This window comes from Halomonas elongata DSM 2581, assembly GCF_000196875.2.
Classification (GTDB): Bacteria; Pseudomonadota; Gammaproteobacteria; order Pseudomonadales; family Halomonadaceae; genus Halomonas; species Halomonas elongata.
Genome location: NC_014532.2, coordinates 1,914,984 through 1,940,372 on the forward strand (window position 1 = coordinate 1,914,984; position 25,389 = coordinate 1,940,372).

Below are 25,389 nucleotides of genomic sequence, written 5' to 3' on the forward strand. Positions count from 1 at the left end.
CCCGGGCGTCTCACGACGAGCCAGGCGTAGGTGGGCGACGCCTCACGGCGTGGCCCTATCCCATGGTGGGGAATTCGCATTGATGAGCGCCCCGGTACTCAGGGCTGTATTGAGACCGTAGGTGGTACATGCGGGGCGCTCACCGGTGCGTCACTTGCCCGCCACCCGGGTTTTGAGTGCATCCATAAATGTGAACGAACGTGAATCGATACCTTTGGCCGCCAAGCGTTCTTTGCCCACACGGTTGATGTCGATGCCTAGGACGGCGCCGAACACACCGAACATCATCACGGCCTGGCGCAGCAGTTCGATTCGGTCGGTAGTGCCGGCGAACATTTCGAAGATGATCGATGCCATGACGCCGCCCAGGGACAGGCCAAACATCCAGCCAGTGAATCCACGCCAGCCCCCTTTGAGCGTGCTGTCGCTATCGACCTCAGCCCGCATCGTTTGGTTGACCTGGCCCAGCCGTTTGGTGCGCGCCTCGATGCGAGCCTGTTCCAGCTCAGCCTCAACCTTCTTGATCTTGGCCGCTGCCTCGGGATCATCATTCATCACCTGGTTCACGGCCTCCGGCGTCGTTTCTACGCCCAGGACCTCAGCAACCATGCTGCCGACAGCACCACCAGCACGACCGTACAGTGCAGAGCCGACCATCGGCGCGGCTTCGCCCACGGTTTCAGCTACATCGCTCCAGTTCATCGCGATTGCTCCTCGAGCGTCGAGAGACGCTCACCCAGCGCATCGAGTCGGCTATTGACCTCCTCGGCGCGTTGCTCAGCTTCGGACTTACGGACGTACAGGTTGCTCCACTCGCGTATGTCCCGGCGAAGCGAGACAATCTGTTCGCCCTGATACGTGATACGTTCCTGCAGCGCCGCGTTCTCCTCGCCCAGAGAGACCAGCTTCAACCCTGCCCACGCCAACAGCCCTACAAGAACAAGCTGAATCCCGGTCTGAAAGTGCCGCTCGAACTCGAATGGCCGGCGATGGCGGTATTCTTGCTGACTATTCCCCTGCGTATTGCCCTGTGCCTGTGTCGTCATTGGCCTCTCCGCACCTTCACGACCCGGTCAAACCAGTCACTATCTTCACCGGAGAGCAGGCCGCCAGCTTCGACATACACGCGGGCGAGAGTTTCGTGCTCATGCTCAGGCTGGCCGTAGCCTGCACCGGGCAGGCTGGCCCAGATGTTCGACGCGGCGGCAATAGCGCGCTTGAAGTAGCCATCCAGGATGAGGGTCAACGCCCCCTGCTCTCGCAATTGCTGAATCGCGTAGCGATCCTGGCTCTCCGGGCTGAAGTCAGGGAGCCCGAGCTGACGCTTATAGTGCGGCCAGTACGTATTGAGGATCTGGTAGCGCCCAGCGGCGGTGCTGTAGACGCCGTCGGCGTACTCGATCGCCAGGTCATCTGTGGGCAGCGGATGATCGGCATAGCTCGCGAACAGGTGGACGTCGCCTGGTACTGAGCCGACAAGCACGTCATAGCCGTCGTCGCTTGCAGCGAGCAAGTCCGGCCCGATCTCGGCATACGCGAGCGTATCGAGTAGCGCGCAGACGTTGCCGCCTCCGGTCTCGTGAGTAATGCGTGGCATAAGGGCTCCGGCGCCTCACGGCGTGGGAGAAAAGGAGAAAACAGAAGCGGCTTAGGCCGCCAGGATCGAAAAGACCCCACCAGATTGGCAGGGGCCTAGGGGATAGTGGTCACTTGACCTTGAGCAGCTTTCGAGCCTCTTTCAAAGCTACTTTCTGGATTGCCTGCTGGGATGACGTAACCTGAGACCTCATTTCCAATAGCTTCTTTTTCGTACTCTGAACATCATCTTCAGACATGTTCGGAGCTACGCCCCTCAAAGACATCTCGGTGAACAGGGCAACGAAGCTCTTTCCAAAACGCTGGCGCAATTCATCATGCTCAGGGAGGTGTGCTTGCATTAAAAAATCCACCCTATCCATGAGCATATTGAGATCATGCACAGCAGGTCCGCTTGATTCTTGCCGATGCACCTGCCCTTCGTCGTCTACATAGAGAGAGCCAGCGAAGGCATCAACATACTGCTTGCATTCCTTCTCAAGCTCTCCGCTGCTAACGACAATCTCCTCAAGCTTTTCCTGCTTCAGGCGCGCTCGTTCATTCTTTCTGAGCATGCAGTAGGACAAGCACGCACCGAGCACGACCCCTAAAAGCGACGCTACAGGACTGAGCCAATCGCCCCACGAGGACTGAGCAGCCTCAACAACGATCGAGAACTGACCAAACGCCGGATACAGCTTGTCAGACACAGTGTGCTCCATGCGAAAGCGCCCCGGCTCGGAAGCCAGGGCGCAGTGATCGATAGTGGTGTCAGGATAGCGCTTCGGGGCACATACGACAAGGTCTACCCGTATAAAGGCTTCAACTCCACTGCTGCATCAAAGTCCGACTCATCATGGTGGCGGTGTATCACCCTGATCACTTCAAACAAGGCGCTCTTGATTGCCACATGCTCCCCAACACATGGGACCCGTGACAATTCAGTCGTCCCTTTATCCAAGCTGTCAATCGCCGAACTGTGCTCTTGATCAAGCTCTGCATCGCAGTAAGGAAAGATCGTCGCCAATTTAACCCCCCTTTTCCCTAGCGGATATGAATGATCCTAGAGCCTACCATGCACGCTTCCTAAGCCGCATATAACCTTAGAGCCGCCACCGGACCCAACGCCCTACTCTCCCAGTCATCGAGCGTCGTCAGCATCTGGCGCCATATGTCCGACCAGCTAAGTCGAGCAGCAGCACTCCAGCGCCTGACATCGATGGTGGTCCCTCGTTCGTCCTCGAGCCAGCGCTTGATCGCTCTCGGCCCGACCAGGCCCTGCCGGTTGTATGGATACGTCACCTCTCCATGATGATAGATCGCCGCCCAGGCCAGGGCCGTCAGCGTTCGCCATGCTTTCGCCGGCGGATGCGGTTTGTCGCCCTGGCCGGGCAATGGCCGGCCCATCATCGCGCGTAACAGCGACAGGTGCAGCCACTCCATGTCCTCGGTGAGCTCATCCCGGGTGAACGGCCCCCAGCAATAGCGGCACATGGCCTGTAGGTGTTGCGGCTGGCTCTCGACAGCGCTGATCACCGCCCCGGATTCCAGGCCATCCACGATGCGCCAGTCGTTGTTCTGCTTCTGCGTCTTCTGGATCTTGGCCTTGAGCGCGGCAACCTCGGAGGCCCCGGCCATCACGCTCCCTTGTTGCGCCCGATAGGCGTCGAACACCATCTGCCTCGCACTCAGGTACCGCATCACTGCCCCCGTTTCCTGCCGTTTCCCTTTTCGTTTCCGTTTCGTTTCCCCGTTTCGTGGCTCTCGGCCAAAGCCATCGCCTCCTTCGCTGTGTGCCGGATACCGATCCGTTCATTGCCATACCAGACAGTGAAAAGCTTGGTGCCACTGTGGTGCGTCCGGCAGATCGTGTACTCGCCACACTGGATGTGATACTTGCCGACACGATCCCAGTTCATACCTCGATGATCTCCACCCAGGTACCTGTCTCGGCTCTGCGATCTATCTCAGGTGGTTCCAGGATGACACGACGCACATACTGGCCACGGTCATCAGGAAGCACGCCGGCGGCAACCAGACCATCCTCCAGGTGTTTCATGTTCAGCGAATAGTTGCTGGTATCGCGGCGCCGGACCCTCCGCCCTAGGCGCGGTGTGAACACCAGATCTACCCGATTGGCGACACGCCCCAAGCCCTCGCACCGGACAGCATTGCGGACCAGCAGGTGGCAGGCGTCCACTTCACGCTTCCGCGCCCCCCAGTGCTGCCGGGTGCCCACGTTGGTGCTGGTAGCAAGATACGGGATGAATAGCCTCATCGGTCGTCTCGCTCCTCGCCCTGGTCGTCCATGTCTTTCGTCACCCACCACAGGTTGCCGAGCACCACGCCGAATACCGATACAGCAAACAGGACGGCCCACCCGATCCATGCCAATACGCTCATACCGCCCTCACCAGACCGCGGCGGGCCAGTTGATCCAGGGTGCGCACGATAGCCTCATTCATGCGGGCGCGGCGCTCGTCTCGATTCATATCTCTACCGTTGTCGATCTCTCCATGGCATTCCGGGCATAAGGCAGCCGTGAGGCAGTCGCTGGCCTTTTGGCTCATCCCCCGCTCCTGGTTGCTGTGCGCCGCCTGGATGCCCGACTTGCCACACAACACGCAGTTCTCGATCTCATGGACGTTCGCCAACCAGGTGCGGGAACGGTACGGCTTCAGTCGCGGGAACATCAGGCAGCCTCCGTTGGCATCAGCTCGATCATTTCCTCGACCTGCTCAGGCTCGAGGTGCGGCCAATACTCACTGGCGATGAAGCGGCACAGCGCTCGCATCAGCTTGTAGAACTCGGCCTGGTCCATTTCATCGAAGGCGATCGAGTACGGTGCCCGGTGCTCGAGGACACCAAATCCTGGTACTTCGGTACGGGTGATCTCGCAGCCCTCGCCGCTTTTCTCCTGCAGGCGCTTGATGGCCTGGTGATGGTCCAGTCCTTCAAACCCTTCGATGTTCTCGGCCACCAGTCCGCCCAGGGCGTGGGCGAGGCGATGGAATTCCGGGTTCCGGGGAAGAAACAGATCGGCGCGTAACAGTTCGCCATCCTTATACCCACGCCCCCGGACGATGCTCGCGTCAGCGGCGCCGGCCGGCATAAAGGCTCCCACCATCTGCCCGGTGGCTGGGTCGATCAGCTTGCGGGCCCGCATGTAGACCCGTGGCCGTTTGCTCTTGCCCATCAGGCCGCCCCCTTACCGCCGTCATCGTGTGGCGGGAACCACTTGTAGACATGGGCCTTGCTGCGTCCGCCGGGCACCTCATAGCTGGCGATGTTCACCCCATCCTCGCGGCGTATCTCGCGAATGCGGGCACTGATAGCCGGTTCGCTGTCCATCGTGCCGAAGCGCTCCAGGATGGCTTGGCGGATCTCGTGCAGGTGCAGCCAGGCATCGGAGTCCCGCAGGACCATGTAGGTCCTACCATGCTGGCAATTCGGGTTGGTCAGGCGGTTGCCGCGACGGTCGGCGATGCTGGTCACGTTGCTCATGGTCATGGCCTCCTCTATGTCCTCACGCGGCGTCCCGGTAGCTGGGCCAATCCAGCACCAGCGTCATGCCGCCGCCTTCCCGCATCCGGTCCACGATTCGCTCGCCCAGGTAGTCGGCCAGCCCACTGGCATCGATGTTGCTGACGATGATGGTGGGGAGCTGGGCCTTGTACCGCTCGTTGACGATCTTGAAGAGCATCAGGCGCTCCCATTCGGTCCCGAGCTGGGCGCCGACCTCATCCAGAATCAGCAGATCCAAGGGAGCGACGAACGCCTTGATGGCTTCTCGCTCGCTGGTGCCATCCTTGCGGTCGAAGGCCCGTTCTTTGATGAGATCGACCAGCTCGTAGACGTCGATGCCCATGACCCGGTAGCCCTGGTCCAGCAGTGCGTTGCCGATCCCATACGCCAGGTGGCTCTTGCCAGTGCCCACCGACCCGGTCAGCACCATGCCACCGCCCTGCTCAAGCCGATCACCGAAGCGCTCGACGTACTTCTGGCATGCGGCCAAAGCGAACGTCTTACGGTCATGGCCATCAGTCAGGAAGCCGGCCAGCGTGCGTCCCTGGAAACGCTTGGGGATCATCGAGCCCTCGCGCAGCTTCTCGAGCTGGGCATTGCGAGCATGAGCAGCCCGATTCTGGTGCTCGGTCTGACGCTGACGTTCGATGTCGTTATTGACGCATCCAGGGCAGTCCGACCACTTCCCGTTGGGCATCAGCGTTGCGGTAAAGTCGCCATGCACCAGGCAGCGCATCTCCCGGGTTTGGGCCTGGTTGGCCAGTGTCTGGCGAAGGTGCTGGCTCATGCGCTCATAGGCGCCGATGTCAGTCTGCTGTGCGCTGTCCATGATCAATCCCTCATCCAGTCCGGCAGGTTATCCATGTCGGTCGGCGTGTAGCTGCCCTGTGGCTGCGGTTGGGCCATGCCCAGGCGTCCGTCCTGGCGTGTCGCCGGCTTGCGCTGCCCGCGAACTTGCTTGGCCAGTTGGTCCCATTTGTCGCGGAGTTTCTTGGGCGAGAGCACCACGCTGGACCAGAAGTGATGCTCTGCGGTCCAGGTGATCAGGTATCGAATCTGCTCGACGGTGCGACCGTCGCGTTGCCGCATCAGACGAAACTCATTGGCCCAGCTGTCAGGGTTGTGTTTCACCGGCGCTTCCAGGTCAGCGCTCACAGCAGCAACCATCTCGTTCGTCAGCTCGTGGTCCACGGGCTCACCCCACTGTCGTCGCTGTCGCTTCGGCCTAGCCTGCTGTGCATCGACGCTCTCTCCGTCAGGAGAGAGAGGGGTTACCGGACTACCGGAAGTGGACCGCTCCTCCCGGCTCGCTCCTTGCTCGGTGTTTGCCTCGCCAGAGGCTCTAGAATGCGGGTTCTTTTGGCTCGCTCCTGTCGGCTCGCTCTCGGCTCGGTGTTCATCGAGGTCTGAACAGGCCAGTGGAAGCCGGAATTCCATGGCGGCTTTGACGCCCTTTCCCCGATGCAGACGCTCAATCAATCCGGCAGCCTCGAGCTTGTCGAGCATCCGGGTGATCTGTTGCCGCGAGTGAATTCGTGCCTTCTCGCGCGATCCGGCCGGGGGGTGGTAGTCCACGACCTCTCGGAACATGTCCATCGACACGCGACGCTTCCGCCCTGTAATGCCCGTGGCATAGTTCATGTGCTTGCGGATGCCATGCTGATAGAGGCGCTCCACTTCAGGCGGTAACTCGATCAGGGCTTCTTCTTCGATCTCGTTGATACGCCAGGACCTCACACGGGGCTGCCTCCTGGTCGATGCTGGAAATTGAAAAATCTCTGCTGTATCAGCCATAATCACTCCCGTGGCCTGTTCCTAGTGCTGCGTCCCTAGTCCCTGAAGCCCGGTATCGCCCTACACGATCCGGGCTTCATTCGTTTCGAGGCCTACCAGGGCCTTGCATCGAAAAGCCGGACTCACGCCCGGCCCCCTTCCACTACCCGCAGCTCTGGCCGACGACGACGCAGCGCATAAAGCTGGCCCTCGACATCTGCCAGGCACTTCTCGAGCACTACGTCCTCGACGCTCATGCCTCGAGCTGCCGACTCGCGGCGAGCAGCGCTCTGTGACTCAGGCGACATGCGTTCCAGCACCCGCCCCAGCGATTCGCGACTCAACATCGCGTCACCCCTTGGCCCTTTCAGGCCGTTTCAGATTGATCGATGCTGTTCCCAGCAAACTGGCGCTCAGCCATCTCAGCGAGCAGGTTTTCCAGCTCGTTCTGTTGGTCTGCTGCTGGCTCCTCACCATTGGCGAGCTTGGCGAGCAGCTCCCGTCGGCGCTTCTGTATGACCTCGATGCCGATCAGCGTCGCTTCATGGACCAACGGAGCCAGCCTGCCGCCATGGCGACGTGCCGCCTCGGCCTGGATGAGTTCGAATTCGGCGTCCGTGAATCGAGGCTTCACCAAATGCTCCAGGTGCTCGCCATCCGGCTTGCAGCGCCTGTCGGTCTCAAGGTGTGAAAGCATGGGCAAGATCCTTCTGGTAACCGCGGCCTTCACAGGCTGGCGATGGGTTTATGCAACCGCTGGTTGCTCGAAGAAATCAGGACGCAACTCGTACTCGGGACACTGGCCTTCAGTGGCCGTATGAATGGCCCGAGCCATGGGAATCGAAACGCTCGACCGGCCATGCAGCAGCTTCCAGACCATTGTCTGGGAGCAGCCGATAGCCGCAGCGAGAGCCGACTGGCTATTTCCATGCAGCTCTACGGCTTTTCGCAGAAGACGTTTCTGCGTCCGCATACTGGGATTAACAACACAAGTGGTCATGAAAAACCTCATAACAACGCAAGTTGTAATGTAAATACTCGCTAAGTGGTTTGTCAATCTACAACTACGGTTGTAACTTCATGCTTATGGATACGTTACGGAATCGACTCATAGAGACACGCCGCCGCATTGGCCTAACTCAGGCCCAGGTGGCGCGCCGATCAGGGATGTCTCAGGCGGCATATCAGAAGCTGGAAAGCGGCCGATCGCTCAGCTCTCGGAAATTGCCAAGTATCGCACGCACACTGAACGTGACAGCCGAGTGGCTCGAGGCAGGTGGCGATAACCCATCACAATCACAGGTGGATCGTACTGACGCCGGCAACGTTTCCCCCATCACCTCGGGGGGCCGATCCGTGCCAGAGATCAGTTGGGTCCAGGCTGGCGAATGGACGGAGGTAGAAAATGTCGAGGACATAAACCTCAGCGAGGTGCGCCATTGGCCCTGCCCAGTGAGCTGTAGTGCGCGAACGTTCGCCTTACGAGTGGAAGGCGACTCAATGGCCCCAACCTTCCCTCCCGGCAGCATCATCTTCGTTGATCCAGAGGTTCCTCCCATCAGCGGCAAGAAGGTGGTCGCCAAGCTGGTAGATGAGAGCAAGGCAACGTTCAAGCAATACATCGAGGACGGCGATAGCAAGCTCCTCAAGGCGATGAACCCTAACTGGCCGGAGCCCTACGTGCCGATCAACGGGAATTGCGTGATCATCGGTACCGTCGTTTTTGCAGGAACTGAAGTATAGTCATGTCATTGTTTTTAAAGTGGTTTGTTTTCCGGTGCTGTATCAGCCTAGTTAGTGCGCATGCCCAGGACTTCCGCGGAGCCTGGGAGTGGGTCCGTACTGTTCTTGGGCTAGCCGTCTATGCGGGGTTTGCCTTCACCGTCGCCTTCCTGGGGCGCATGGCCTGGGATGCTCACTGGGCCCGGCTCTTATCTGCCCTGGCTGTCATGTTCATGTCTTTCCTCGTCGCAGATCTCATTGTGAAAACCCTTCGAGACAACGCCGCCCTGCTCTCCCTACCTGCCGTGGCCATCGCCACCTGGATGGCGTTCCTCCTCTGGTAGCCATCTACCGAATTCCCTCCGCCCGCACCATGCCGCCCACCTGGGCGGCATTTTTTTGATCCCAACAAATCGCTTACAACCTATGTATTGACACAAAACAACTTGAGTTATACCTTTAATTACAACTTAGGTTGTTTTCAGCCTAACAGGACCCTTCCAGGGCCGTGCTCTTTAACAAGGTGATGAGCCCAGCCGCCTGTAGTGGTAACGCACGAGAGGTCGCTGGGAGTACGCCGCCCGGGGCTGTCGAAGTACCGGGACGCCATCCCACCAGGGCGTTATCTGGTGGGCATCGAGAAGCGTCTTGGCGCTGCAGGTCTCTGACCCTCCCGCCGTTGTGGCGTCAGGACGTTTCTCGATGTGGTGACCGCCAGGTCAGGTCGCTACATCACTCCCTCAGTTCCCCTGCGTATTGCCCGCCTCCCCGGCGGGCCTTTTTTCGAGTCTCTAGCAAATGCCTGGCCGTCGCTCAGGTATCCGCTAGGTACCTCGACCAGAGGAGATAACGACATGGAGCCGAAGACCAAACAGGACCGGCGCGACGAGATCGACCGCGCCGCATCGGAGCACAGCCGGATCATCGAGATTGACCGTTGGCACGAACGACAGCGGCTCAAGCGAGAGCTGCAGGAGGTATGGGATGAACCCGCTTAGAGACGCCGCTATCTGGGCAGTCGGGTTGCTGCCCACCTCCGCGCCGGAGTGGCTGGTCGGAACAACGGTATTCGTTGCCCTGATTGCCGCGTTGGCGGCCATCACCGTGCCGCCCTGTCTTGTCGTCGTCTATTGGATCAGCAGGAGGTCACGGTGACGTTTCATACCCACATTGCCGGCATCCCCTGCCTGTGTGAGGTCACGCACTACAGTGCCGCACGCCCGATGCGCATCACTGGTACAGGATTCGGAGACGCCGAGCCACCAGAGCCGGTGGAATTCGAGTTCCGCATCCTCGACCGCCGAGGGCGTTTGGCCGAATGGCTAGAAAGAAAAGTGACGCAGTCCGACGAGGCTCGCTTACTCGCCGAATACCGCGCCGAGGAAAGCGGAGCTGCATAAAGAGGCCCCGCCAGTTCGCACCTGACGGGGCCTGTTGCTGTGACCGAAAGCCGAAAATCAAATCACGAAAGGAGAATAGCACCATGACGATGACATTCGAAACCGCACGCCGGGAGCTGGAAGCCAATGGCCGAGTCGCCACGATCGATATGTCGGAGGACGTTTGGCTCGAGCTGCGCACACTAGGCATCGGCGCCAGTGAAGCCGCCGCGGCCGTCGGGGCCAGCGAACACCGCACCCCGTATGAGATCGCCGAACGGAAGCTTGGCATGGTGGACGACGAGCCGGAAGCTCGGTACCGGCGCCGGCAAAAAATGGAGATGGGCCACGTGATGGAGCCTGTCACCGCTGCGCGGTTTGCCGAGTTCACTGGCCTCAATGTCCAGAATCACAACTGGATGCAGGCTCATCCTGACCACCCATACATGCTGGCCAACATTGATCGCCGCATTGTCGGCGTTACCGATGCCCAAGCCGATTGGCTCGAGCTGCTCATGGGGCGCGCCGTTTCAGGGCCGGGCGTAGCGGAGCTCAAGAACGTGGAGTTCGCGAAAGGCTGGGGCAAGCCGGACAACGTGAACACCACGGGCGGACTCTGCACGTCTGGCGAGGTGCCGGAGGACTACTACATCCAGATCCAGCACCAACTGGCAGTCACCGGTTATGAATGGGCCTTTCTGGTCGTGACCATCGCCGGATGGGAAACCCGCTGGTACCCGATCCCGCGAGACGAGGAGCTAATCGACGACCTGATCGCTTTGGAGGGCGACCTGTGGGCCACCATCCAGCGCGGCGAGTTGCCCGAGATCGACGTCGGGCATCCCAAGGCCATCGACATTCTCAAACGTCGGTACCCAGGCACTGACGGCAGCATGGTCAATCTTGCCGAGCTCGATCACTGGCGCAAGGTGGAGCAAGAAGCCAAGGCCGAGATCAAGAAGCTGGAAACCACTGCCCGAGTAGCCCGTGCCCACCTCCTAGCAGGCATGGGCAACGCCGCCGTGGCCACCTTCGGCGACAACGAGGTCATGCGCCGCAAGGTCATCAAGCGAGATGCCTACACCGCCGAGGTGGCTGCCAGCGAATACGTGGATATTCGCTACGGGAAGATGAACAAGGCCGAAAAGGACCAGTTAGCCGCCCAGGACACGGAATCCATTTACCAGCAAGGAGAAGCCGCATGACTGCCGACACTCAAACCGCCGAAGCTGTGCAGCAGAACCTTCAAGAGCCTGACTTCCATGCTCCTGCCGAAGCTAGCTCCGATAATGGCGTCGAGTTGGCCACCAACGAAGTGCGCAACCAGTTCATGAAAGCCATGACACCGCGCAACTTCGATGATGTCTGGCGAATGTCCGACATGATCGCCCAGAGCGACCTGGCGCCGAAGGATTACAAGGGCAAGCCCGGTAACGTGATGATTGCCTGGCAGACCGGCGTTGAGCTGGGGATTACCAGCCCATTGCAGGCCATCCAGAACATCGCGGTCATCAATGGTCGTCCCACTATTTGGGGCGACATGATGCTCGCCATCTGCCGGGCGGCACCGGCCTGGTCCGAGGCCGACTTCAAGGAGTGGATTGAAGGCGAAGGCGCTCATGCTGTCGCGCATTGCACCGTACGGCGCCGCCCGAACGGCAATGTCGCCCACTACACCTTCAGCATGAAGGACGCTCAGGACGCCAGCCTCGTCGGTAAGCAAGGGCCCTGGCAGCAGTACCCGAAACGGATGATGCAGATGCGAGCCCGGGCCTTCGCGCTGCGCGACACCTTCACCCCGGAGCTGAAGGGCATTCGTATGGCTGAAGAGGAGCGCGACATCACCCCCGAGACCAACGCCCCCTCCGAGTCAGCTTCAAGCGGTGGCCAGCAGCAGCGTGCCCGTACCGCCAGCCGCGTTGGGAGCAAGCTGGCTCAGCGCCGCCAGAAGACTCAGCAACGCCAGCAAGCTCAAGAGGTCTACGAGGCACAACAGGAATCCGAGGCCCCAGCTCAGCCCCTCAACTGCGCCCAGGTCTGCGAGCAGATCAAGCAAGCGACCACCATGGCTGAGCTCAACGAAGCGGCAGACTTGGCGCAACAGCTCCCCGAAGACGACAAGGGCGTCGCACGCGATGCCTATGAGGTTCGCCGGTCCGAGATCCGTCAAGCCGCCCAGTAACCCAACCCGGGCCCGTTCGGGCCCTTCGCACCACCTGAAAGAGGTACCCGCATGTCACAACATCCAACTGACGTGACCAGGTTCTTCGAGGACCTGGACGGGGGCGTTTTGGCCGAACGATTGGGGGTCATCCTCAGCCATGCGGCATCCGCTGCTACGGACAACCCCAAGAAGAAAGCAAAGGTCACCGTTGACCTCGAAATATCCAACATCGGCAGCGGTAGTCAGGTGGGAATTGCGCACAAGCTCGCGTTCAAGATCCCGCACGCCCACGGCACCCAGGCCGAAGACCACACCACCGAGACCGTCATGTACGTCAACACCGGTGGCGAAATGACGCTCGAGCCCAAGAATCAGCTCGACATGATCGGCCATAGCCATCGCCAATCCACTCCCCAAAAGGAAGATGATCAATGAGCCTGACCAAAGAAGCCCTGCAACATATCGAAGAATCCCACAAGACCGGTACTGAAGCTGCCAACGGGGACGCGCTTCTTGTCGGTAGCGGGTTCGAGCTGATCGATCTGGAAAAATACCGAGACCTCCGCCGCCGGTTCCGGGGCACATTCAAAACCCAGGGACTGGAGGCGTTCACCGGGTACCTTGCCGAACGCGCCGCCGCCAACACTCCGGTGTTCATTGATCGCGAGCGCATGGCCGCAAAGTGCTACCTCGACATCGGCATTCAGGACGCTCCTGGGCACTGTGAGCACAGCGCAATCTTGAACTTGCCCGAGACACCTGAGTTCGAGGCCTTCCACCGGGCAAACGGCAGTACATTCGACCAGGACGGCATCGTCGAGCTGCTCGAGGACTGGGGCCACCTGATGGAATTCGCGAACAGCAAGGGGGAAAGTCTGGAGTACCGCACCGTGCTGCACGCCTTCCGTAATGTGTCGATCGACGACCTGACCAGCATCGACAGCGAGAAACAGGAACACAGCTCACAAGTCGGCGTCATGAACAAAGTTACGGTGAAGCACTCCGAGCGACTTCCGGCCACCATCACGTGGCGCTTTTCCCCCTACGAAGGGCTGATGAAGCGCGAGCTTTCGATGCGCGTGGCGACCATCACCAAGGGCGGACCGAGCTTTCGGCTGCGTGCCATGGCGCTGGAGGCTGTCGAAAAGGACATCGCCGAGGAATTCTCTAACGAGATCGTCGCCGACCTCGACAACTGCGAATGCCTGCTGGGCATCTTCAATCCCTGAACACTGCTAGGCCCTACAAGGCCTCACGAAGAATCCCTCCCCCTGACTGAACCGAGGCTGCTCGCCAGGACGGGCCAGTCAGAACAGTAGTATCCAATATCCACGAGCAGCGACGACGCGCCGAACTCCCCTGCACTACCCCGCTACCCGTCTGGCAATCCGGCCAGAGTGGTGGGATGGCGGTACCGCATGCGCGGTAGGCGCGGGCAATGCCGGCCGCCCCTCCGAGATGGGGATTAAATTTTCCTAGTTATATCGCTAATATCCCCCACATTTACAACAACAGGCTTCAAGTTGGTAAGTAACTCAGGAACCCACAACATCCTAAACTCTACTTGGTCTGCATAGCCATCTGGTTCCTTTACAAAAGCAATATGGCATGGGTCTTCCTCCAGAGAATATTGCACTCTTCTACGGTAAGAAACCGCCCCCATCATGGCATTGCGCAATTTAAATCGTTGGTTCAGCTCATGCCCAATAAGGTTCATAAGTTTTCTCGGACTCGAAAGCTTAACCCCGTAACCTCCAAGCTCGCCATCAGCAAAACCATCGCCACTATATAGGGTCCAGCACAACACGAAGGCGTCCGGAATTCTTGTATAAGACTGACACTCTGAAATGGTAATATCTCGACAACTTCTATCCACCGAAATCGATGATCTTTGGGCGACATACTGCAAAGCAGGGTCATCTCCATCACCTTGAACATGACCACTAAAGTATGTCCACGACCCCTCACCTTTATCTCCTCTCTTCGGGTTCTCATAGCCTCGACATGCTTCTAAAGTACTAATTCTTACTCGCCCAGATAAAAGCTCGGCCCGATAATAATCGGTATCTAAAAAGCGGTATACGCTTAGCATTAATAAGACTCCTGCGTGCCTGTAGGTTTTTATTCTGTATTTTTTATTTTGAGGTTTTTATGCCGTGCACTCAAGAGGTACGACACTTCCACCTATTTTGCGGTCTAGGCGGCGGTGCAGCTGGCTTCAACTGTGGTCACGCCCGAGTGGGCGCCATGGACGCGCAATTCCGTTGCATCGGCGGCGTTGATTCTGACCCGGCGGCTATCGCCGACTTCGGCCGGCTGGCCGGCACCCCTGGCACGGTGCTCGATATGTTCGACCGGGACCAGTACATCGCCTTTCATGATGCCGAACCGCCCGGTGACTGGCGGGAAGCCATGCCGGCCGACATCCAGGCTGCCGCCGGCGGCGAGCGGCCGCACATCGTGTTCCTGTCGGCACCGTGCAAGGGATTCAGTGGCCTGCTGTCTCAGAAGCGCAGCACGACCGACCGATACCAGGCATTGAACCGCCTCACCGTGCGCGGCATGTGGCTGGCCCTGGAAGCCTGGGCCGATGATCCACCCGAACTGTTTATCTTCGAGAACGTCCCACGGATCGCGAACCGTGGGCGACCACTACTCGACAGCATCACCGCGATGCTAGAGCGGTACGGCTACCACGTCGCGGAGACGACGCACGACTGCGGTGAAATCGGCGGTCTGGCTCAGTCCCGCAAGCGCTTCCTCCTGGTCGCCCGGCACGCCGAGAAAGTACCGCCTTTCTTGTATGAACCGGTGAAACGTCCGCTGCGCGCCGTCGGCCAGGTACTGGGCAACATGCCGCTGCCCGGCGACGAGTTGGCCGGACCGATGCACCGTGTACCGCGCCTGCAGTGGAAAACGTGGGTGAGGCTGGCATTCGTGGAGGCTGGCAGTGACTGGCGCAGCCTCAACCGGCTGGCGGTCGAGGATGGCCATCTGCGCGACTACCTCATCATGCCCGAGGGCCGAAATGGCTTCTTGGGGGTGAACGACTGGGAGGAGACGGTCGGCACTGTAGCTGGAGCTAGTCGCCCGGGGAACGGCAAGTTCTCCGTGGCGGACCCTCGTTTCAACCAGTCGGCCAAGTGGAAGGATGGTCAGGCCTACGGTGTCCGGCACTGGCACGGCACTGCCGGCGCTATCACCAGCCAGAAATCGCCAGGCCAGGGATCATTCGCTGTCGCGGACCCCCGCATAGATGGCGTTCGCCACAACAATGTCTTCCGCATCATGCCCTGGGCGGCGACCAGCCAGGCGGTCACCGCCGGAGGCGGACCTACTGCGGGTGGACTGGCAGTGGCCGACCCACGGGGCGCCACTGCCTTCGCCGGCAAGTACCAAGTGACAGGTTTCGACGAATCCGCCGGCACGGTCATCTCGGGCAGCACCACTGGCCAGGGCGCATTCGCTGTTGCCGATCCGCGGCCCGGACTCGTCCGCGGCAAGGGCAGCCACTACCTCACCGCCGGCCACTATGGCGTCGTGCCCTGGTCCTCAAGCTGCGGCGCCGTCTCGGCCTCGGCCCGGCAGGACAACGGTTCTTGGTCGGTGGCCGACCCGCGTCTTCCGGCAGCGACCGACAAGATGGTGGCCGTGATCCGGGCCCTGGACGGCACCTGGCATCGGCCGTTCACCACTCTGGAGCTGGCCGCCCTGCAGGGCCTGGTCGATCCCGCCGAACAGCTCGAACTCGACGGACTGAACGACAGCGCCTGGCGGGAACGCATCGGCAATGCCGTGCCCGCCCCGGCCGCCGAGGCCATCGCCGGCGTGATGGGCACCACACTGCTGCTGGCTTGGGCCGGCGAGACATTCGCCTTGGGTAGCACGCCGATATGGGTTCGCCAGGTCGCCGCCGGCCTGTCGCTCAATCAACCCGACACCCGGGCCGCCCACTAAGGCGGCCTCTTTATGCCAGGGAGAGACACATGATTCCACCAGTCCTGCGCTATCACGGCGGAAAGTGGAGGATGGCCGACTGGCTTCTATCGTACTTTCCTCCGAGCAGCGCCTACGACACCTACATTGAGGCATTCGCCGGTAGCGCCAGTGTCCTGATGCGAAAGGCGCCCAGCACATTCGAGATCTACAACGATCTGGATGGTGAGGTCGTCAACGTATTCCGCGTCTTGCGTGATCCTGAGCAGCGCGATCACCTGGCCGAACTACTGGCTCTCACACCGTATGCTCGCGACGAGTTCGAACTGGCCTATCAGGCCCATGACGATCCCGTTGAGCGGGCCCGCCGGACCATCTTCCGGGCTTTCGCGGGGTTCGGGTCTGCAGCCGTTACCAAGGGGCGAACAGGATTCCGCGGCTTCTCAGGTTCAAGTGGTCGTGGCGTCAACCCCGCCAATTATTGGAGCAGGTACCCGGCCAATCTGGCGGCGTTCGGTGAGCGCCTGAGTGGGGTTGTGATCGAGAACCGTCCGGCGCTGGACGTGATGCTCGAGCGAGACCATCCCCGCTCGCTTCACTACCTTGATCCGCCTTATCTGCACGCGACTCGAGCGATGGGACAGGACAAGTCCACCTACCGCCACGAACTAACCACATCCGAGCACGAGCACCTACTGCAGGAATGTCGTCAGCTCGAGGGTTTCGTCGTGTTGTCCGGCTATCCCTCAGATCTCTACCGAGACGTGCTGGCCGACTGGACGATGATCACCCGAGATTTCGCAGCCAGCGGCCAGAAAGGGACCGTGATCAGAACCGAGTGCATTTGGCTCTCCCCCCTCGTCGTGGAGCACCAACACCAAGGCGACATGTTCGCCATGGCCAACTGATCGATGGAGTTGCCCCATGCCCAAGCGAAACCGCAACCGCAAGCTCACTCAGCGCCAGAAGAACACCATGGCCGCTCGGTCGCAGCGGGCAGTGAGCGCCGTCTACATCTACCGACGCGGAAGCTGGGAACAAGGTGGCGATGACGACCCGGGTGACCGATACGGCTTCCTGGCCCCGGTCCACCCAAGTAAGCGCCCGACGGTATTGCGGATGGCCCACCTGGCCCCGCAGCACTGGGAAATTACCTGCATCGTCTACTGCCGAGCACAAGACGGTAGCGAGTATCGCGAGTTTGCCTCGACGCGGACCAGCCAGAGATTCGCCGCTTGGCTCGAGCGACGGGACGAGAACGGCAAAATCATTCATGACGATGATGGCCAGCCCATCTTCGACGACCAACTGACCCCCATCATTCGCGACACCTTGGAAGCCGCCGAAGCTGGCTGTAACCCGAACCACATCGTTGATCGGGGCGTCATCTTGCGACCCTGGTCGCGCAACTGGCCCAGCGTCATCCCGGTGCTCAAGCGCCTGCGTGATGAGCTGGATCTGACGGATAGCGAGATAGAGGAATTTCAGGAATGGGAAGCTGCATGAAAGATGACGCATACGAACAGCTCGCCCAGCGCTATGCCGAGCTCGAACAGGAAAAGGCCGAGTTGGCCGAGATCCTGGATCGAACTGAAACAGAGCGCGACGCGCTGGCGGCCAGATTGGATCGCGTGGGCAACCTCGTGACACAAGACTCCGAGAGCAAAGGCGATTTCATCAACCGCGTGAGGATGGCTTTAGAATACGCCACCGACACCAGCCTCGCCCGCCGAGATGCCGAGGTGATCGGCTCATTGCGGTTCCCGACCATGCTGCGTCGGATATGGTCCGGTGGTGATGTGCAGCGCTGGCTCAATGAACAGGCCGAAGAAAAGCTCCGCCAGGCCGAGAGAGGTGAATCATGATCAAGACCGCCATCGCCCATGCCGCCATCGCGGCTGTTATTCAGCTCGCGCTGGGGCAGCTCATTGGATATACCGCCGCCGGTGCCGTGGCGGTCGCGTTCTACGCCTCCAGAGAAATCACGCAGCACGAGTACAAATTGGGCATCCGCCGCGGCTGGGTGTGGGGTGACAAGCTACCCATCCAGCCCTGGGAGCCCTTGGTGAAAGGTTGGTCCCGTGACTCTGTCCTGGATGTCGTGGCGCCGGCAGTAGCCTGTGCCGTTATCGCGGCCATGCCAATCCCCACATTGATCGGCTGACCACCGAGGGCGGCGCTCCCGCCCCCTCACCACGTACTTCAACCGCCCACCCGAGGCGGTTTTCGCGTTTCTGGGGCCCTGTTCGGCCCTCGCAGGCTGTATCTGGAGGTATGACGATGAGGTTGTTCCTGACCAGCGAGGAACTAGAAGAACTGACCGGTCGCAAACGCCGGAAGGAACAAAGCGAAACCCTCACCGCTATGGGCATTCGCTGGAAGACGAACGCTGCAGGAGAGTTGATCGTCGGACGAAGCCACGTTGAGAAGGTTTTATGTGGCGACGAGCACTCTCAGCAGCGAGAACGGACACGTCCAAACCTGGAGGCACTCGGACAATGAAGGAGAGGATCGGCATCCCGCGAGTCTACTGGCGCAAAGGGGCCTGGCGCTATATGTGCAATGCCCGCCAGAAGTCACTCGTAGGCCGGAGTTGGATACGCCTTGGCACAACAAAGGCCGAGGCACTGGCCGAGTTCGAGGCGTGGGAGCCGAGACTTTTCCCCCAGGCTGGCATGGGCCGGCTGTTCGATCGCTATGAGGCAGAGATCATCCCAGCAAAACCGTCGCCCGAAACCCAGCGTGCGAACCGGCAGGAGTTGAAACGGCTACGAGCCGTTTTCAGCAATTGCGAGCCGGAAGATCTGACCGTACATGATATCTACTCGTTCATGGACAAGCGCGGCGCCCAATCAAAGACCCAGGCCAACCACGAGCTGGCCTTGCTCAAGCACGTATTCCGGTATGGCCAACGCTGGGGTGTCATCGAGCACAACCCCGCAGACCCGGTTACCAAGTTCAAGCTGCGGCCACGTGACCGATACGTCACCGACAACGAGTTCCGACGATTCCTTCGCCAGACCTCCCCCTGGGTCAGGCGCTATGCCCTGCTGAAGTACAAGACGGGCCTACGGCAGAAGGACATGCTGGGACTGCGCCTCGACCAGCTACAGTCTGACGGCATCCTGCTGAGAACCAGCAAGGCGAGCAAGCAGGCTGTCATCCCCTGGGATGATGAACTGAGACAACTGATAAGAGAGATTCAAGCCGATAACCTGGCACGAGGAAAGCAGGGCCCCACCCTGTTCTGCAAACGCAACGGCGAGCCCTACAACAAGGACCAGTTCCACAGCCGCTGGCAGTACGGTATGCGTCTTGCCATCCAAGAGGGTGGTGTCGAGCGATTCACTGAGCATGATCTTCGTGCCAAACACGCCACGGACGCACAAAGCCAAGGGCTCGACGTGCAAGCAAACCTACAGCACAGTGATAAGCGCACCACAGAAGTTTACCTACGCGCCAAGGAGGTGCTTCGGGTGTCCGCGCTAGGTCTGGATGAGTTCGTTGACGCCCCCGATGAGGGGTAACGCGAAACAGTCCAAACCGCTAGGGTAATGCGCAAAAACGAGCCGGGTGCAACGCATCACTGTTGCACCGCCCTGTAATAAAGGGCTGAATCTAAAGGAAAAACTGACCTTATCTAGCAGGTCTTGAAAACCGGCGAAGGTGCGAGCCTTCCCAGGGTTCGAATCCCTGTCCCTCCGCCACCTTCTTCAAGGGAATCAGCTAAATGGCTGGTTCCCTTTTTCGTTTCCGGCCCCCACAGAAGCAAGATTCTATAACGATGCCCGTTATAGAGAAGACGCTGGCCCGGTGCATAAACGACTGTTTTTCGACGAAAGTTTGAAAGATTGGCCGACAAGACAACATTCGGCCCGCACACTTAACCCGCCTCAAGCACAAGCCTGTGAACACCCGACCTGGTGAACCACGACATAGCCGGCAGGTCACATACATGTCGAGCAGATCGTCGGGTAGTAGTTCGTCTATATCCTCGTAAGGGACGATGCTCGCAAGATCATCTCGATGGCCGCAGCGTAGCGCGTCAGCATACCGAATGGCCTCAATCCTCAGCCCGAGCCCTGCACGCACATGTCCAGTATCGCCCGGTGCTCAGGATCCAGCTCTGTTGGAGGTATTGCAGGAAACGCGCGGCCGCATCGATATGATCTGCGATAGTGAGAAGGTCGCTCATGCCACGCCCCCTCTCCTGATTCCACATCCGCTGCAGTTTCGCCAGTCCCTCCCCGGTCGCCAGTGCCGTAATGTTTTCCTGGAGACCTGTTTCCAGGTGCTCCCACCAGCAGGCCAGCTTCGATTTTCGCCTGACTAATAGGGGCGTTGCGACTATCTATCCGACCATGGCGACGCAGGAATGAAAAAGCCAGTTCCGACCGATACCAATAGTCTTTGTCACCTGGCCGATGGTACTTACGTCTGGATTCACTTCTACTTGGTCGACGGAAGAAATGCTCGATACTGACATTTGAGGTGCATGCTGTGACCTCAACTAAAATGAAACAAAAAAAGAACCACGCCTTATGTATATAGAAAAATACCAACACAACTTGTAAGAAATTAGCGACAACCACTTATTATATAAATAATAAAAATAAAAACCAAGAAGACCATTCTTTATCAATATAAAATACTTGCCATCACTTACTTGACCATCTCTCTTTATAAAAACACCCTTTCTCATGACTGAAAACATGAGCCTAGGCGCACAACTTAACTGAGGATGGCAAAGTGATAAGCATTGACGACTTGAACCCCAGCAAACCTGGTAGCAAAAAAGCCTGGACAAACAAGATAAAAGAATTTGATGACGGAATTGATGGTCAAGACTACCAATCAGATTATAACAATACCATGCAACTATCACGACTCTACAGCAAATCTGGCGACATTAAAAATGCGAAGCGGGCCGCTAAAACTCAAGGAGAGATTGAAGAAACAGCCAGCAATCTTGCCGAACGCTCTAAAAACTGGAATTACGACAACCAAGAAGAGCAGTCTACTATTCAAGAAATGCTGGAAAAAATTTCGAGTGGCAAAATAGTCCACTGTTTTGCCGCCGGCACATTAGTTGCCACCCTTGAAGGTGAAGTCGCCGTTGAGACACTTCAGATCGGCGATAGTATTCTAACAGCCAACGGCGAAACCGCTTCTGTCAGGTGGGTGGGTCGCCATACGGTAAGTAATGCTTCTTCTGACCCCAATCGCCAGCCGGTACGTGTCCGTGCCGGTGCATTAGGTGATGGCAAGCCTTACCAAGACCTGGTGGTCACCGCTGGTCATGGCTTGGTCATCGATGGACTGGTGATTAACGCCGCTGTATTGGTTAACGGCAGCACCATCGACTATATGCCATGGGATGAGCTTAACGAACTCGTTACCTACTACCACATTGAGACGAAAAACCATGAAGTAATCTTGGCCAACGGCGTCGAAGCCGAGACTTATATCGACTATGTCGATCGCCAGACATTCGATAATTATACCGAGTATGTGGCGCTCTACGGTCACGAGACTCGCGTAGTTGAAATGCCACACCATCGAGTCTCTGCTCGTCGCCTGCTACCGCAGGCTATTTGCAAACGTCTGGGAATAGAAGAGAAGACCTTCAAGGTCGCGTAACTTGACTTCAAGACTAGAAAAGCCCGGCCTTCGTCAGGTCAACATCCAAGGGAATCAGCTACTTGACTGATTCCCTTCTTCGTTTCCGCCCTTTCGATGCTCCACCCTTCTCTCTGTGTCTGCTCAAGGACGCCGACGCAACCGGATATGCGATAGCCTGGTCGTGACCTTGCGCAGAAGGCGCCATACCCCGCTAAACAGCTTGGCAAACAGCGCGGCGCGTGACTGGGCGTTGCGTTGCTCTATCGCCCGCATCCTTGGATCCGGATTATGAAAGGCCATAAGCGATCCCCCTTCTCGTCTGCTCAGGCTACCACCCGCCAATCATCTACGTCAGCCAGGGCTCATCTCGATACCGCCAGTCACCAGCCCGTACACGCCGCCACTTGATCCCGCGCCTTGGCAGAAAGCGTCATGGAGTTGACGCGGGATAAGCTGCCGTACGGGATGCTTCCCTGGCATATTGCTTGAGCAGCTCATCGATGGAGTGACGGATTTTCCAATAGTTGTCACTCTCGAACTCGGCATAGTTGAGATTACGGAACAGGTCGGTAAGCCGGGTGAAGACATCTCGAATGTCTTGCTTGCCGCCGAAGGACAGCGGCGCATCGACGATCCGGGTCAACAATGCCATGGCAGCCTTCTGTCGGTTCAAGGAGGTTGAGGCATCCACCTTGTCGAAGGCGTCCTGCTGCAGATACACCATGTCCACCAGGGTGGCCTTCTGCTGAGAGAGGAAGTCGGCGTCGCTGATGCCTTCTTCCCCGGTCACCTGCATCATGCGTTCGATTTCGTCGCCCTCGTGAAGCAGGGCCTTGAGTCGGTCGACATCGGCTTGCCAATGCTCGCCCATGGTGCGTCGAAACCAGCCGGAGAGCTGTTCGGGGTAGCGCGACCAGGAGATCAGGGGGTCCACCGCCGGATAGAAGCGTTTGTAGGCACGGTCATAACTCAACCCCAGGAATGTCTTGACCGTGTTCAGGGTCCCCTGGGTCACCGGTTCCTCGAAGTTGCCACCCGCGGGCGATACCGTGCCGATCAGGGTCAGGCTGCCGCACTGCCCGCCGTGCATGTCGAGGATTCCCGCACGTTCGTAGAGCTTGCGAATCGACGATTCGAGATAGGCGGGAAAGGCTTCTTCACCGGGGATTTCCTCGAGTCGCCCCGAGGTTTCCCGCATGGCCTGCGCCCAGCGCGAGGTGGAGTCGGCGATCAGCAGCACATCGTAGCCCATCTGCCGATAGTACTCGCCCAGGGTGGTGCCGGTATGGATCGAGGCCTCCCGTGCCGCTACCGGCATCGAAGAGGTATTGCACACGATGATGGTGCGATCCATGAGCGAGCCGCCCGTGTGCGGATCGGCCAGTTGGGGAAATTCGGTGATGGTTTCCACCACCTCGCCGGCTCGCTCGCCACAGGCCACGATGATCACGATATCCACGTCGGAATACCGCGAGATCAGGTTCTGCAGCACGGTCTTGCCCGCCCCGAACGGCCCCGGGATGCAGGCCGTACCTCCCTTGGCAATAGGGAAGAAGGTATCGATCAGCCGAAGGGTGGTGGTCAACGGCGCCTCGGGATAGCGCCGCTCGGCACGTCCCAGGCTGACCAGCTCCTGACTGAGCGGATGGCGTACCGGCCAGCGCTGGGTCATGGTGATCGGATGCTCATTGCCGGCTTCATCGGTCAGGCGAGCCACCACGGTGTCGATGGTGAAGCTGCCGGCCTGAATCCACGCCACGCTGAACGTGCCCTGCAACGCAAACGGCACGAAGATGCGGTGGCTAAAGCGCCCTTCCTGGACGACACCGAGAGTGTCGCCGGGCATCACCTCATCGCCGCTGCGCACCCTGGCCTCGAATGACCACTCATGTCGGTCATCGAGGGCACGGACCTCGAGGCCCCGCTGCAGAAAGGTCCCCCCCGTCTCCAGCAGGCGGGGCAAGGGATTCTGCAAGCCGTCATAGACCTGCCCTAACAGTCCCGGCCCCAGCTCCACCGTCAGTTGCTGGCCGCTCTGGATGACCGGATCCCCTACGCCGACATTGCGCGTGTCCTCGTAGACCTGGGCCTCGGCCTCGTTACCTTTCACGCTGAGCACCTCGGCCTTGAGCAAGGTACGCGGCCGATCGACACTCGATGGCGGACAGATGTACACCACCTCGTTCTTGATCAGACAGCCCGTAGCGTCATCATCGAGCTCGATGGTGACCACATCCTCGTTGATCGCGACGACGCGCGCCGTCGCGGCCGGCATGGAGGCAACGGTATCCTGGGTCATGATTCTCTCGTCCATGGAACAAAGTCGGTCGACTGGGCGGGAATGGCGTCCACCCACTGCGTGAAGCGCTCGCGCGCCTCCCCGGCATTGCGGGGCATCGCACGCTCGAGAAGCCACCAGCGGTAGAGATAGAGCATGACATCCTCCAGGCCATAGGGATGTTCGGCCCGCTGACGGCTGAAATAGGCCCAGGCAATGTCGATCAAGGCGTGTTCCAGCACCTCGGCACGCTCCCTGCCGACCTGGGTGGCCAGAGTCTCCAGCCAGGGCAGACGACTCTCCAGGCGGAACAGCGGATGGGACCACTGGCGAATCAACTGGCGCCCCACTGCCGGCAGCTCGGCCAAGGTGCCCGGTGCGATTCCGCCACGCTGGCGCAGGCGCAGTGCCGCCGTCATGCCATTGAGCGTCATCCACCACTCCAGCCAGCGATGAGGTCGTCCGGAAGCATCGAGCCGGGCAAGCAGGCGTTGCGACTCTCTGAGCAGCGCGACATCGTCGCCGAACTGGCCCAGTCGATATGGCACGACGAGCCGCTCGAGCCGTTCGATCCAGCCCCGATCTTCTTCCGTGAGCAACCCGAGGCGCTGCTCGAGCCGAACCCGCGAGATCGGCAACCGCTGGTGCTGGAACGGTGCCGGCAGATGCGGCAGCGACGTCAGCAAGGTGGTATAGCGATAGGCCTTGAAGGTCATCAACTGACGACCCCTTCCAGCAGGGCACGAAAACGGGGCTGCAAGTGACGAAGCAGCATGTCGGCGATCGCCTCGTCGGTCAGATCCACCTCGACCTTGCCGTTCTCCAGCCGGAAGCGCACGCCGGCCTCGACGGACCTGTCGGCCTTGAGGCTGATGCCACGCTCGAGCATGCTCCTGGCGACTTCTCCCAACAGAGATGGCAAGGCGCCTTCATGCAGCGCCCTCGGGTCGGCCCGCAGCTCCTCCAGCCCGACCACCTTCTCGGGCAACAGCGCCTCGCCCTTGAGCCCCTCTTCGAGTCGCTCGCGGCCGGCCACCTCGAGAACCAGCCGCGAGAGCATGTCCGGGGATTCCAGCGACCGCTGCACAAGGGCGTTCAGCTCGCTGGCAAACTGCCTGGCAAAGGTGTCCTTGGCTCCGAGGCACAGGTCGCGATAGGCCAGTTCCAGTGCCTGGCGGCCAGACGAACGGATCGTCTCGGCCTCCGCCTGCGCCTCGGCACGTATCCGAGCCGCTTCATCTTCGGCCTGGCTGACCAACCAATCGGCCCGCTTCCGAGCGTCGTCGACGATCTGGGTGGCCTCTTGTCGCCCTGCCTCGACTCCTTGCTCGCGCAGATCATCGATCAATGACTGGATGCCGTGACGGTTGGTTTCCTCGAGAGAACTCATGGCAGCACCTCAGTTGAGCAGAGAA

Annotated in this window: 36 protein-coding genes; 16 read left to right on the forward strand and 20 right to left on the reverse strand. The window is 59.6% G+C overall.

From position 1 onward, the window contains the following. Positions 1-150 precede the first annotated feature (150 nt). The 16 genes from HELO_RS09070 to HELO_RS19465 form a co-directional block, all read right to left on the reverse strand. A complete protein-coding gene (locus HELO_RS09070) occupies positions 151-702 on the reverse strand; it encodes a hypothetical protein (RefSeq protein ID WP_013332404.1) in 552 nt (183 codons plus the stop codon). Further along, a complete protein-coding gene (locus HELO_RS09075; protein ID WP_013332405.1) occupies positions 699-1,046 on the reverse strand; it encodes a hypothetical protein in 348 nt (115 codons plus the stop codon). The genes HELO_RS09070 and HELO_RS09075 overlap by 4 nt, the downstream gene beginning before the upstream one ends. After that, positions 1,043-1,597 carry a glycoside hydrolase family 24 protein gene (locus HELO_RS09080; RefSeq protein WP_013332406.1) on the reverse strand — a complete coding sequence of 185 codons (555 nt, stop codon included), beginning with the start codon at positions 1,595-1,597 and terminating at the stop codon, positions 1,043-1,045. The genes HELO_RS09075 and HELO_RS09080 overlap by 4 nt, the downstream gene beginning before the upstream one ends. 109 nt (positions 1,598-1,706) lie before the next feature. Continuing rightward, positions 1,707-2,285, reverse strand: a complete 579-nt coding sequence (locus HELO_RS09085) for a hypothetical protein (RefSeq protein ID WP_041602040.1) — start codon at positions 2,283-2,285, stop codon at positions 1,707-1,709. A 376-nt stretch (positions 2,286-2,661) separates the two neighbouring features. Then, the gene (locus tag HELO_RS09090) at positions 2,662-3,276 is read right to left on the reverse strand and encodes a hypothetical protein (protein ID WP_013332407.1); all 615 of its coding nucleotides are present in this window, start codon (positions 3,274-3,276) and stop codon (positions 2,662-2,664) included. Next, a complete protein-coding gene (locus HELO_RS09095; RefSeq protein WP_041602041.1) occupies positions 3,276-3,494 on the reverse strand; it encodes a hypothetical protein in 219 nt (72 codons plus the stop codon). The genes HELO_RS09090 and HELO_RS09095 overlap by 1 nt, the downstream gene beginning before the upstream one ends. After that, entirely contained in the window at positions 3,491-3,853 is a 363-nt protein-coding gene (locus tag HELO_RS09100; protein ID WP_049786210.1) for a hypothetical protein, read from the reverse strand. Before HELO_RS09100 ends, HELO_RS09095 begins: the two co-directional genes overlap by 4 nt. Continuing rightward, positions 3,850-3,978, reverse strand: a complete 129-nt coding sequence (locus HELO_RS19395; protein ID WP_269777401.1) for a hypothetical protein — start codon at positions 3,976-3,978, stop codon at positions 3,850-3,852. Before HELO_RS19395 ends, HELO_RS09100 begins: the two co-directional genes overlap by 4 nt. Further along, positions 3,975-4,268: a hypothetical protein gene (locus HELO_RS09105; protein ID WP_013332408.1), complete on the reverse strand. Its 294-nt coding sequence runs from the start codon at positions 4,266-4,268 to the stop codon at positions 3,975-3,977. Before HELO_RS09105 ends, HELO_RS19395 begins: the two co-directional genes overlap by 4 nt. Further along, complete coding sequence (locus HELO_RS09110) at positions 4,268-4,771, reverse strand: hypothetical protein (protein WP_013332409.1); 504 nt, start codon at positions 4,769-4,771, stop codon at positions 4,268-4,270. The genes HELO_RS09105 and HELO_RS09110 overlap by 1 nt, the downstream gene beginning before the upstream one ends. Next, complete coding sequence (locus HELO_RS09115) at positions 4,771-5,079, reverse strand: hypothetical protein (RefSeq protein WP_013332410.1); 309 nt, start codon at positions 5,077-5,079, stop codon at positions 4,771-4,773. Before HELO_RS09115 ends, HELO_RS09110 begins: the two co-directional genes overlap by 1 nt. 22 nt (positions 5,080-5,101) lie before the next feature. Then, on the reverse strand, positions 5,102-5,929 hold the full coding sequence (locus tag HELO_RS09120; protein WP_013332411.1) for an ATP-binding protein: 828 nt from the start codon (positions 5,927-5,929) through the stop codon (positions 5,102-5,104). A gap of 2 nt (positions 5,930-5,931) precedes the next feature. Then, entirely contained in the window at positions 5,932-6,837 is a 906-nt protein-coding gene (locus HELO_RS09125) for a hypothetical protein (RefSeq protein ID WP_049786211.1), read from the reverse strand. A gap of 179 nt (positions 6,838-7,016) precedes the next feature. Next, positions 7,017-7,220 (reverse strand): hypothetical protein, encoded by a 204-nt coding sequence (locus HELO_RS09130; RefSeq protein WP_041602042.1) that lies wholly within the window; start codon positions 7,218-7,220, stop codon positions 7,017-7,019. A 20-nt stretch (positions 7,221-7,240) separates the two neighbouring features. Then, a complete protein-coding gene (locus HELO_RS09135; protein WP_041602043.1) occupies positions 7,241-7,570 on the reverse strand; it encodes a hypothetical protein in 330 nt (109 codons plus the stop codon). A 48-nt stretch (positions 7,571-7,618) separates the two neighbouring features. Then, entirely contained in the window at positions 7,619-7,885 is a 267-nt protein-coding gene (locus HELO_RS19465) for a transcriptional regulator (RefSeq protein WP_109637423.1), read from the reverse strand. Positions 7,886-7,959: 74 nt separating this feature from the next. Between HELO_RS19465 and HELO_RS09145 the strand changes: the two genes are divergently transcribed. The 8 genes from HELO_RS09145 to HELO_RS09175 all read left to right on the forward strand — a co-directional run bounded on the left by HELO_RS09145 (position 7,960) and on the right by HELO_RS09175 (position 13,367). After that, positions 7,960-8,616: a LexA family protein gene (locus tag HELO_RS09145; RefSeq protein WP_405514859.1), complete on the forward strand. Its 657-nt coding sequence runs from the start codon at positions 7,960-7,962 to the stop codon at positions 8,614-8,616. 2 nt (positions 8,617-8,618) lie between these two features. After that, the gene (locus HELO_RS09150) at positions 8,619-8,939 is read left to right on the forward strand and encodes a hypothetical protein (RefSeq protein ID WP_041602045.1); all 321 of its coding nucleotides are present in this window, start codon (positions 8,619-8,621) and stop codon (positions 8,937-8,939) included. A gap of 510 nt (positions 8,940-9,449) precedes the next feature. Then, a complete protein-coding gene (locus HELO_RS19155; protein WP_157953414.1) occupies positions 9,450-9,593 on the forward strand; it encodes a hypothetical protein in 144 nt (47 codons plus the stop codon). Between the two features lie 153 nt (positions 9,594-9,746). Further along, on the forward strand, positions 9,747-9,995 hold the full coding sequence (locus tag HELO_RS09155) for a hypothetical protein (protein ID WP_041602046.1): 249 nt from the start codon (positions 9,747-9,749) through the stop codon (positions 9,993-9,995). An 83-nt stretch (positions 9,996-10,078) separates the two neighbouring features. Beyond that, the gene (locus tag HELO_RS09160) at positions 10,079-11,179 is read left to right on the forward strand and encodes a YqaJ viral recombinase family nuclease (protein ID WP_013332413.1); all 1,101 of its coding nucleotides are present in this window, start codon (positions 10,079-10,081) and stop codon (positions 11,177-11,179) included. Next, positions 11,176-12,156, forward strand: coding sequence for a hypothetical protein (locus tag HELO_RS09165; RefSeq protein ID WP_013332414.1), 981 nt, complete (start codon positions 11,176-11,178; stop codon positions 12,154-12,156). The genes HELO_RS09160 and HELO_RS09165 overlap by 4 nt, the downstream gene beginning before the upstream one ends. Positions 12,157-12,207: 51 nt before the next feature. After that, entirely contained in the window at positions 12,208-12,573 is a 366-nt protein-coding gene (locus tag HELO_RS09170) for a hypothetical protein (protein WP_013332415.1), read from the forward strand. Next, positions 12,570-13,367 carry a YfdQ family protein gene (locus HELO_RS09175; protein ID WP_013332416.1) on the forward strand — a complete coding sequence of 266 codons (798 nt, stop codon included), beginning with the start codon at positions 12,570-12,572 and terminating at the stop codon, positions 13,365-13,367. Before HELO_RS09170 ends, HELO_RS09175 begins: the two co-directional genes overlap by 4 nt. 236 nt (positions 13,368-13,603) lie before the next feature. On the opposite strand, the gene HELO_RS19160 is transcribed toward HELO_RS09175, so the two are convergent. Then, entirely contained in the window at positions 13,604-14,230 is a 627-nt protein-coding gene (locus tag HELO_RS19160; protein ID WP_157953415.1) for a hypothetical protein, read from the reverse strand. 59 nt (positions 14,231-14,289) lie between these two features. Here HELO_RS19160 and HELO_RS09180 point away from each other — a divergent pair, with 59 nt between their 5' ends. The 8 genes from HELO_RS09180 (at position 14,290) to HELO_RS09215 (ending at position 21,714) form a co-directional block, all read left to right on the forward strand. After that, entirely contained in the window at positions 14,290-16,095 is a 1,806-nt protein-coding gene (locus HELO_RS09180; RefSeq protein ID WP_013332417.1) for a DNA cytosine methyltransferase, read from the forward strand. Between the two features lie 29 nt (positions 16,096-16,124). After that, positions 16,125-16,982: a DNA adenine methylase gene (locus HELO_RS09185; RefSeq protein ID WP_013332418.1), complete on the forward strand. Its 858-nt coding sequence runs from the start codon at positions 16,125-16,127 to the stop codon at positions 16,980-16,982. A 16-nt stretch (positions 16,983-16,998) separates the two neighbouring features. Beyond that, entirely contained in the window at positions 16,999-17,580 is a 582-nt protein-coding gene (locus tag HELO_RS09190; RefSeq protein WP_013332419.1) for a hypothetical protein, read from the forward strand. Then, positions 17,577-17,939, forward strand: a complete 363-nt coding sequence (locus HELO_RS09195) for a hypothetical protein (RefSeq protein ID WP_013332420.1) — start codon at positions 17,577-17,579, stop codon at positions 17,937-17,939. Before HELO_RS09190 ends, HELO_RS09195 begins: the two co-directional genes overlap by 4 nt. After that, complete coding sequence (locus HELO_RS09200; protein WP_041602047.1) at positions 17,936-18,238, forward strand: hypothetical protein; 303 nt, start codon at positions 17,936-17,938, stop codon at positions 18,236-18,238. The genes HELO_RS09195 and HELO_RS09200 overlap by 4 nt, the downstream gene beginning before the upstream one ends. A 116-nt stretch (positions 18,239-18,354) precedes the next feature. After that, complete coding sequence (locus tag HELO_RS09205; protein ID WP_198410729.1) at positions 18,355-18,576, forward strand: DUF4224 domain-containing protein; 222 nt, start codon at positions 18,355-18,357, stop codon at positions 18,574-18,576. Further along, positions 18,573-19,601, forward strand: coding sequence for a tyrosine-type recombinase/integrase (locus tag HELO_RS09210; protein WP_013332421.1), 1,029 nt, complete (start codon positions 18,573-18,575; stop codon positions 19,599-19,601). The genes HELO_RS09205 and HELO_RS09210 overlap by 4 nt, the downstream gene beginning before the upstream one ends. Before the next feature lie 1,222 nt (positions 19,602-20,823). Next, positions 20,824-21,714 carry a Hint domain-containing protein gene (locus tag HELO_RS09215; RefSeq protein ID WP_232519630.1) on the forward strand — a complete coding sequence of 297 codons (891 nt, stop codon included), beginning with the start codon at positions 20,824-20,826 and terminating at the stop codon, positions 21,712-21,714. A 412-nt stretch (positions 21,715-22,126) separates the two neighbouring features. On the opposite strand, the gene HELO_RS09220 is transcribed toward HELO_RS09215, so the two are convergent. Genes HELO_RS09220 through HELO_RS09230 form a run of 3 tightly spaced genes read right to left on the reverse strand, consistent with a single transcriptional unit; the run spans position 22,127 to position 25,364 of the window. Beyond that, complete coding sequence (locus tag HELO_RS09220) at positions 22,127-23,995, reverse strand: V-type ATP synthase subunit A (protein ID WP_225884610.1); 1,869 nt, start codon at positions 23,993-23,995, stop codon at positions 22,127-22,129. Beyond that, entirely contained in the window at positions 23,992-24,693 is a 702-nt protein-coding gene (locus HELO_RS09225) for a hypothetical protein (RefSeq protein WP_146747522.1), read from the reverse strand. Before HELO_RS09225 ends, HELO_RS09220 begins: the two co-directional genes overlap by 4 nt. Further along, a complete protein-coding gene (locus HELO_RS09230) occupies positions 24,690-25,364 on the reverse strand; it encodes a hypothetical protein (protein ID WP_013332425.1) in 675 nt (224 codons plus the stop codon). Before HELO_RS09230 ends, HELO_RS09225 begins: the two co-directional genes overlap by 4 nt. Positions 25,365-25,389: the final 25 nt, after the last annotated feature.

Bases quoted from the DNA above. Each gene is read 5' to 3' on its own strand.
- HELO_RS09070 (WP_013332404.1), bottom strand. From the start codon at position 702: ATGAACTGGAGCGATGTAGCTGAAACCGTGGGCGAAGCCGCGCCGATG.
- HELO_RS09075 (WP_013332405.1), bottom strand. From the start codon at position 1,046: ATGACGACACAGGCACAGGGCAATACGCAGGGGAATAGTCAGCAAGAA.
- HELO_RS09080 (WP_013332406.1), bottom strand. From the start codon at position 1,597: ATGCCACGCATTACTCACGAGACCGGAGGCGGCAACGTCTGCGCGCTA.
- HELO_RS09090 (WP_013332407.1), bottom strand. From the start codon at position 3,276: ATGCGGTACCTGAGTGCGAGGCAGATGGTGTTCGACGCCTATCGGGCG.
- HELO_RS09095 (WP_041602041.1), bottom strand. From the start codon at position 3,494: ATGAACTGGGATCGTGTCGGCAAGTATCACATCCAGTGTGGCGAGTAC.
- HELO_RS09100 (WP_049786210.1), bottom strand. From the start codon at position 3,853: ATGAGGCTATTCATCCCGTATCTTGCTACCAGCACCAACGTGGGCACC.
- HELO_RS19395 (WP_269777401.1), bottom strand. From the start codon at position 3,978: ATGAGCGTATTGGCATGGATCGGGTGGGCCGTCCTGTTTGCTGTATCG.
- HELO_RS09105 (WP_013332408.1), bottom strand. From the start codon at position 4,268: ATGTTCCCGCGACTGAAGCCGTACCGTTCCCGCACCTGGTTGGCGAAC.
- HELO_RS09110 (WP_013332409.1), bottom strand. From the start codon at position 4,771: ATGGGCAAGAGCAAACGGCCACGGGTCTACATGCGGGCCCGCAAGCTG.
- HELO_RS09115 (WP_013332410.1), bottom strand. From the start codon at position 5,079: ATGAGCAACGTGACCAGCATCGCCGACCGTCGCGGCAACCGCCTGACC.
- HELO_RS09120 (WP_013332411.1), bottom strand. From the start codon at position 5,929: ATGGACAGCGCACAGCAGACTGACATCGGCGCCTATGAGCGCATGAGC.
- HELO_RS09130 (WP_041602042.1), bottom strand. From the start codon at position 7,220: ATGTTGAGTCGCGAATCGCTGGGGCGGGTGCTGGAACGCATGTCGCCT.
- HELO_RS09135 (WP_041602043.1), bottom strand. From the start codon at position 7,570: ATGCTTTCACACCTTGAGACCGACAGGCGCTGCAAGCCGGATGGCGAG.
- HELO_RS19465 (WP_109637423.1), bottom strand. From the start codon at position 7,885: ATGAGGTTTTTCATGACCACTTGTGTTGTTAATCCCAGTATGCGGACG.
- HELO_RS09145 (WP_405514859.1), top strand. From the start codon at position 7,960: ATGGATACGTTACGGAATCGACTCATAGAGACACGCCGCCGCATTGGC.
- HELO_RS09150 (WP_041602045.1), top strand. From the start codon at position 8,619: ATGTCATTGTTTTTAAAGTGGTTTGTTTTCCGGTGCTGTATCAGCCTA.
- HELO_RS19155 (WP_157953414.1), top strand. From the start codon at position 9,450: ATGGAGCCGAAGACCAAACAGGACCGGCGCGACGAGATCGACCGCGCC.
- HELO_RS09160 (WP_013332413.1), top strand. From the start codon at position 10,079: ATGACGATGACATTCGAAACCGCACGCCGGGAGCTGGAAGCCAATGGC.
- HELO_RS09165 (WP_013332414.1), top strand. From the start codon at position 11,176: ATGACTGCCGACACTCAAACCGCCGAAGCTGTGCAGCAGAACCTTCAA.
- HELO_RS09170 (WP_013332415.1), top strand. From the start codon at position 12,208: ATGTCACAACATCCAACTGACGTGACCAGGTTCTTCGAGGACCTGGAC.
- HELO_RS09175 (WP_013332416.1), top strand. From the start codon at position 12,570: ATGAGCCTGACCAAAGAAGCCCTGCAACATATCGAAGAATCCCACAAG.
- HELO_RS19160 (WP_157953415.1), bottom strand. From the start codon at position 14,230: ATGCTAAGCGTATACCGCTTTTTAGATACCGATTATTATCGGGCCGAG.
- HELO_RS09180 (WP_013332417.1), top strand. From the start codon at position 14,290: ATGCCGTGCACTCAAGAGGTACGACACTTCCACCTATTTTGCGGTCTA.
- HELO_RS09185 (WP_013332418.1), top strand. From the start codon at position 16,125: ATGATTCCACCAGTCCTGCGCTATCACGGCGGAAAGTGGAGGATGGCC.
- HELO_RS09190 (WP_013332419.1), top strand. From the start codon at position 16,999: ATGCCCAAGCGAAACCGCAACCGCAAGCTCACTCAGCGCCAGAAGAAC.
- HELO_RS09195 (WP_013332420.1), top strand. From the start codon at position 17,577: ATGAAAGATGACGCATACGAACAGCTCGCCCAGCGCTATGCCGAGCTC.
- HELO_RS09200 (WP_041602047.1), top strand. From the start codon at position 17,936: ATGATCAAGACCGCCATCGCCCATGCCGCCATCGCGGCTGTTATTCAG.
- HELO_RS09205 (WP_198410729.1), top strand. From the start codon at position 18,355: ATGAGGTTGTTCCTGACCAGCGAGGAACTAGAAGAACTGACCGGTCGC.
- HELO_RS09210 (WP_013332421.1), top strand. From the start codon at position 18,573: ATGAAGGAGAGGATCGGCATCCCGCGAGTCTACTGGCGCAAAGGGGCC.
- HELO_RS09220 (WP_225884610.1), bottom strand. From the start codon at position 23,995: ATGACCCAGGATACCGTTGCCTCCATGCCGGCCGCGACGGCGCGCGTC.
- HELO_RS09230 (WP_013332425.1), bottom strand. From the start codon at position 25,364: ATGAGTTCTCTCGAGGAAACCAACCGTCACGGCATCCAGTCATTGATC.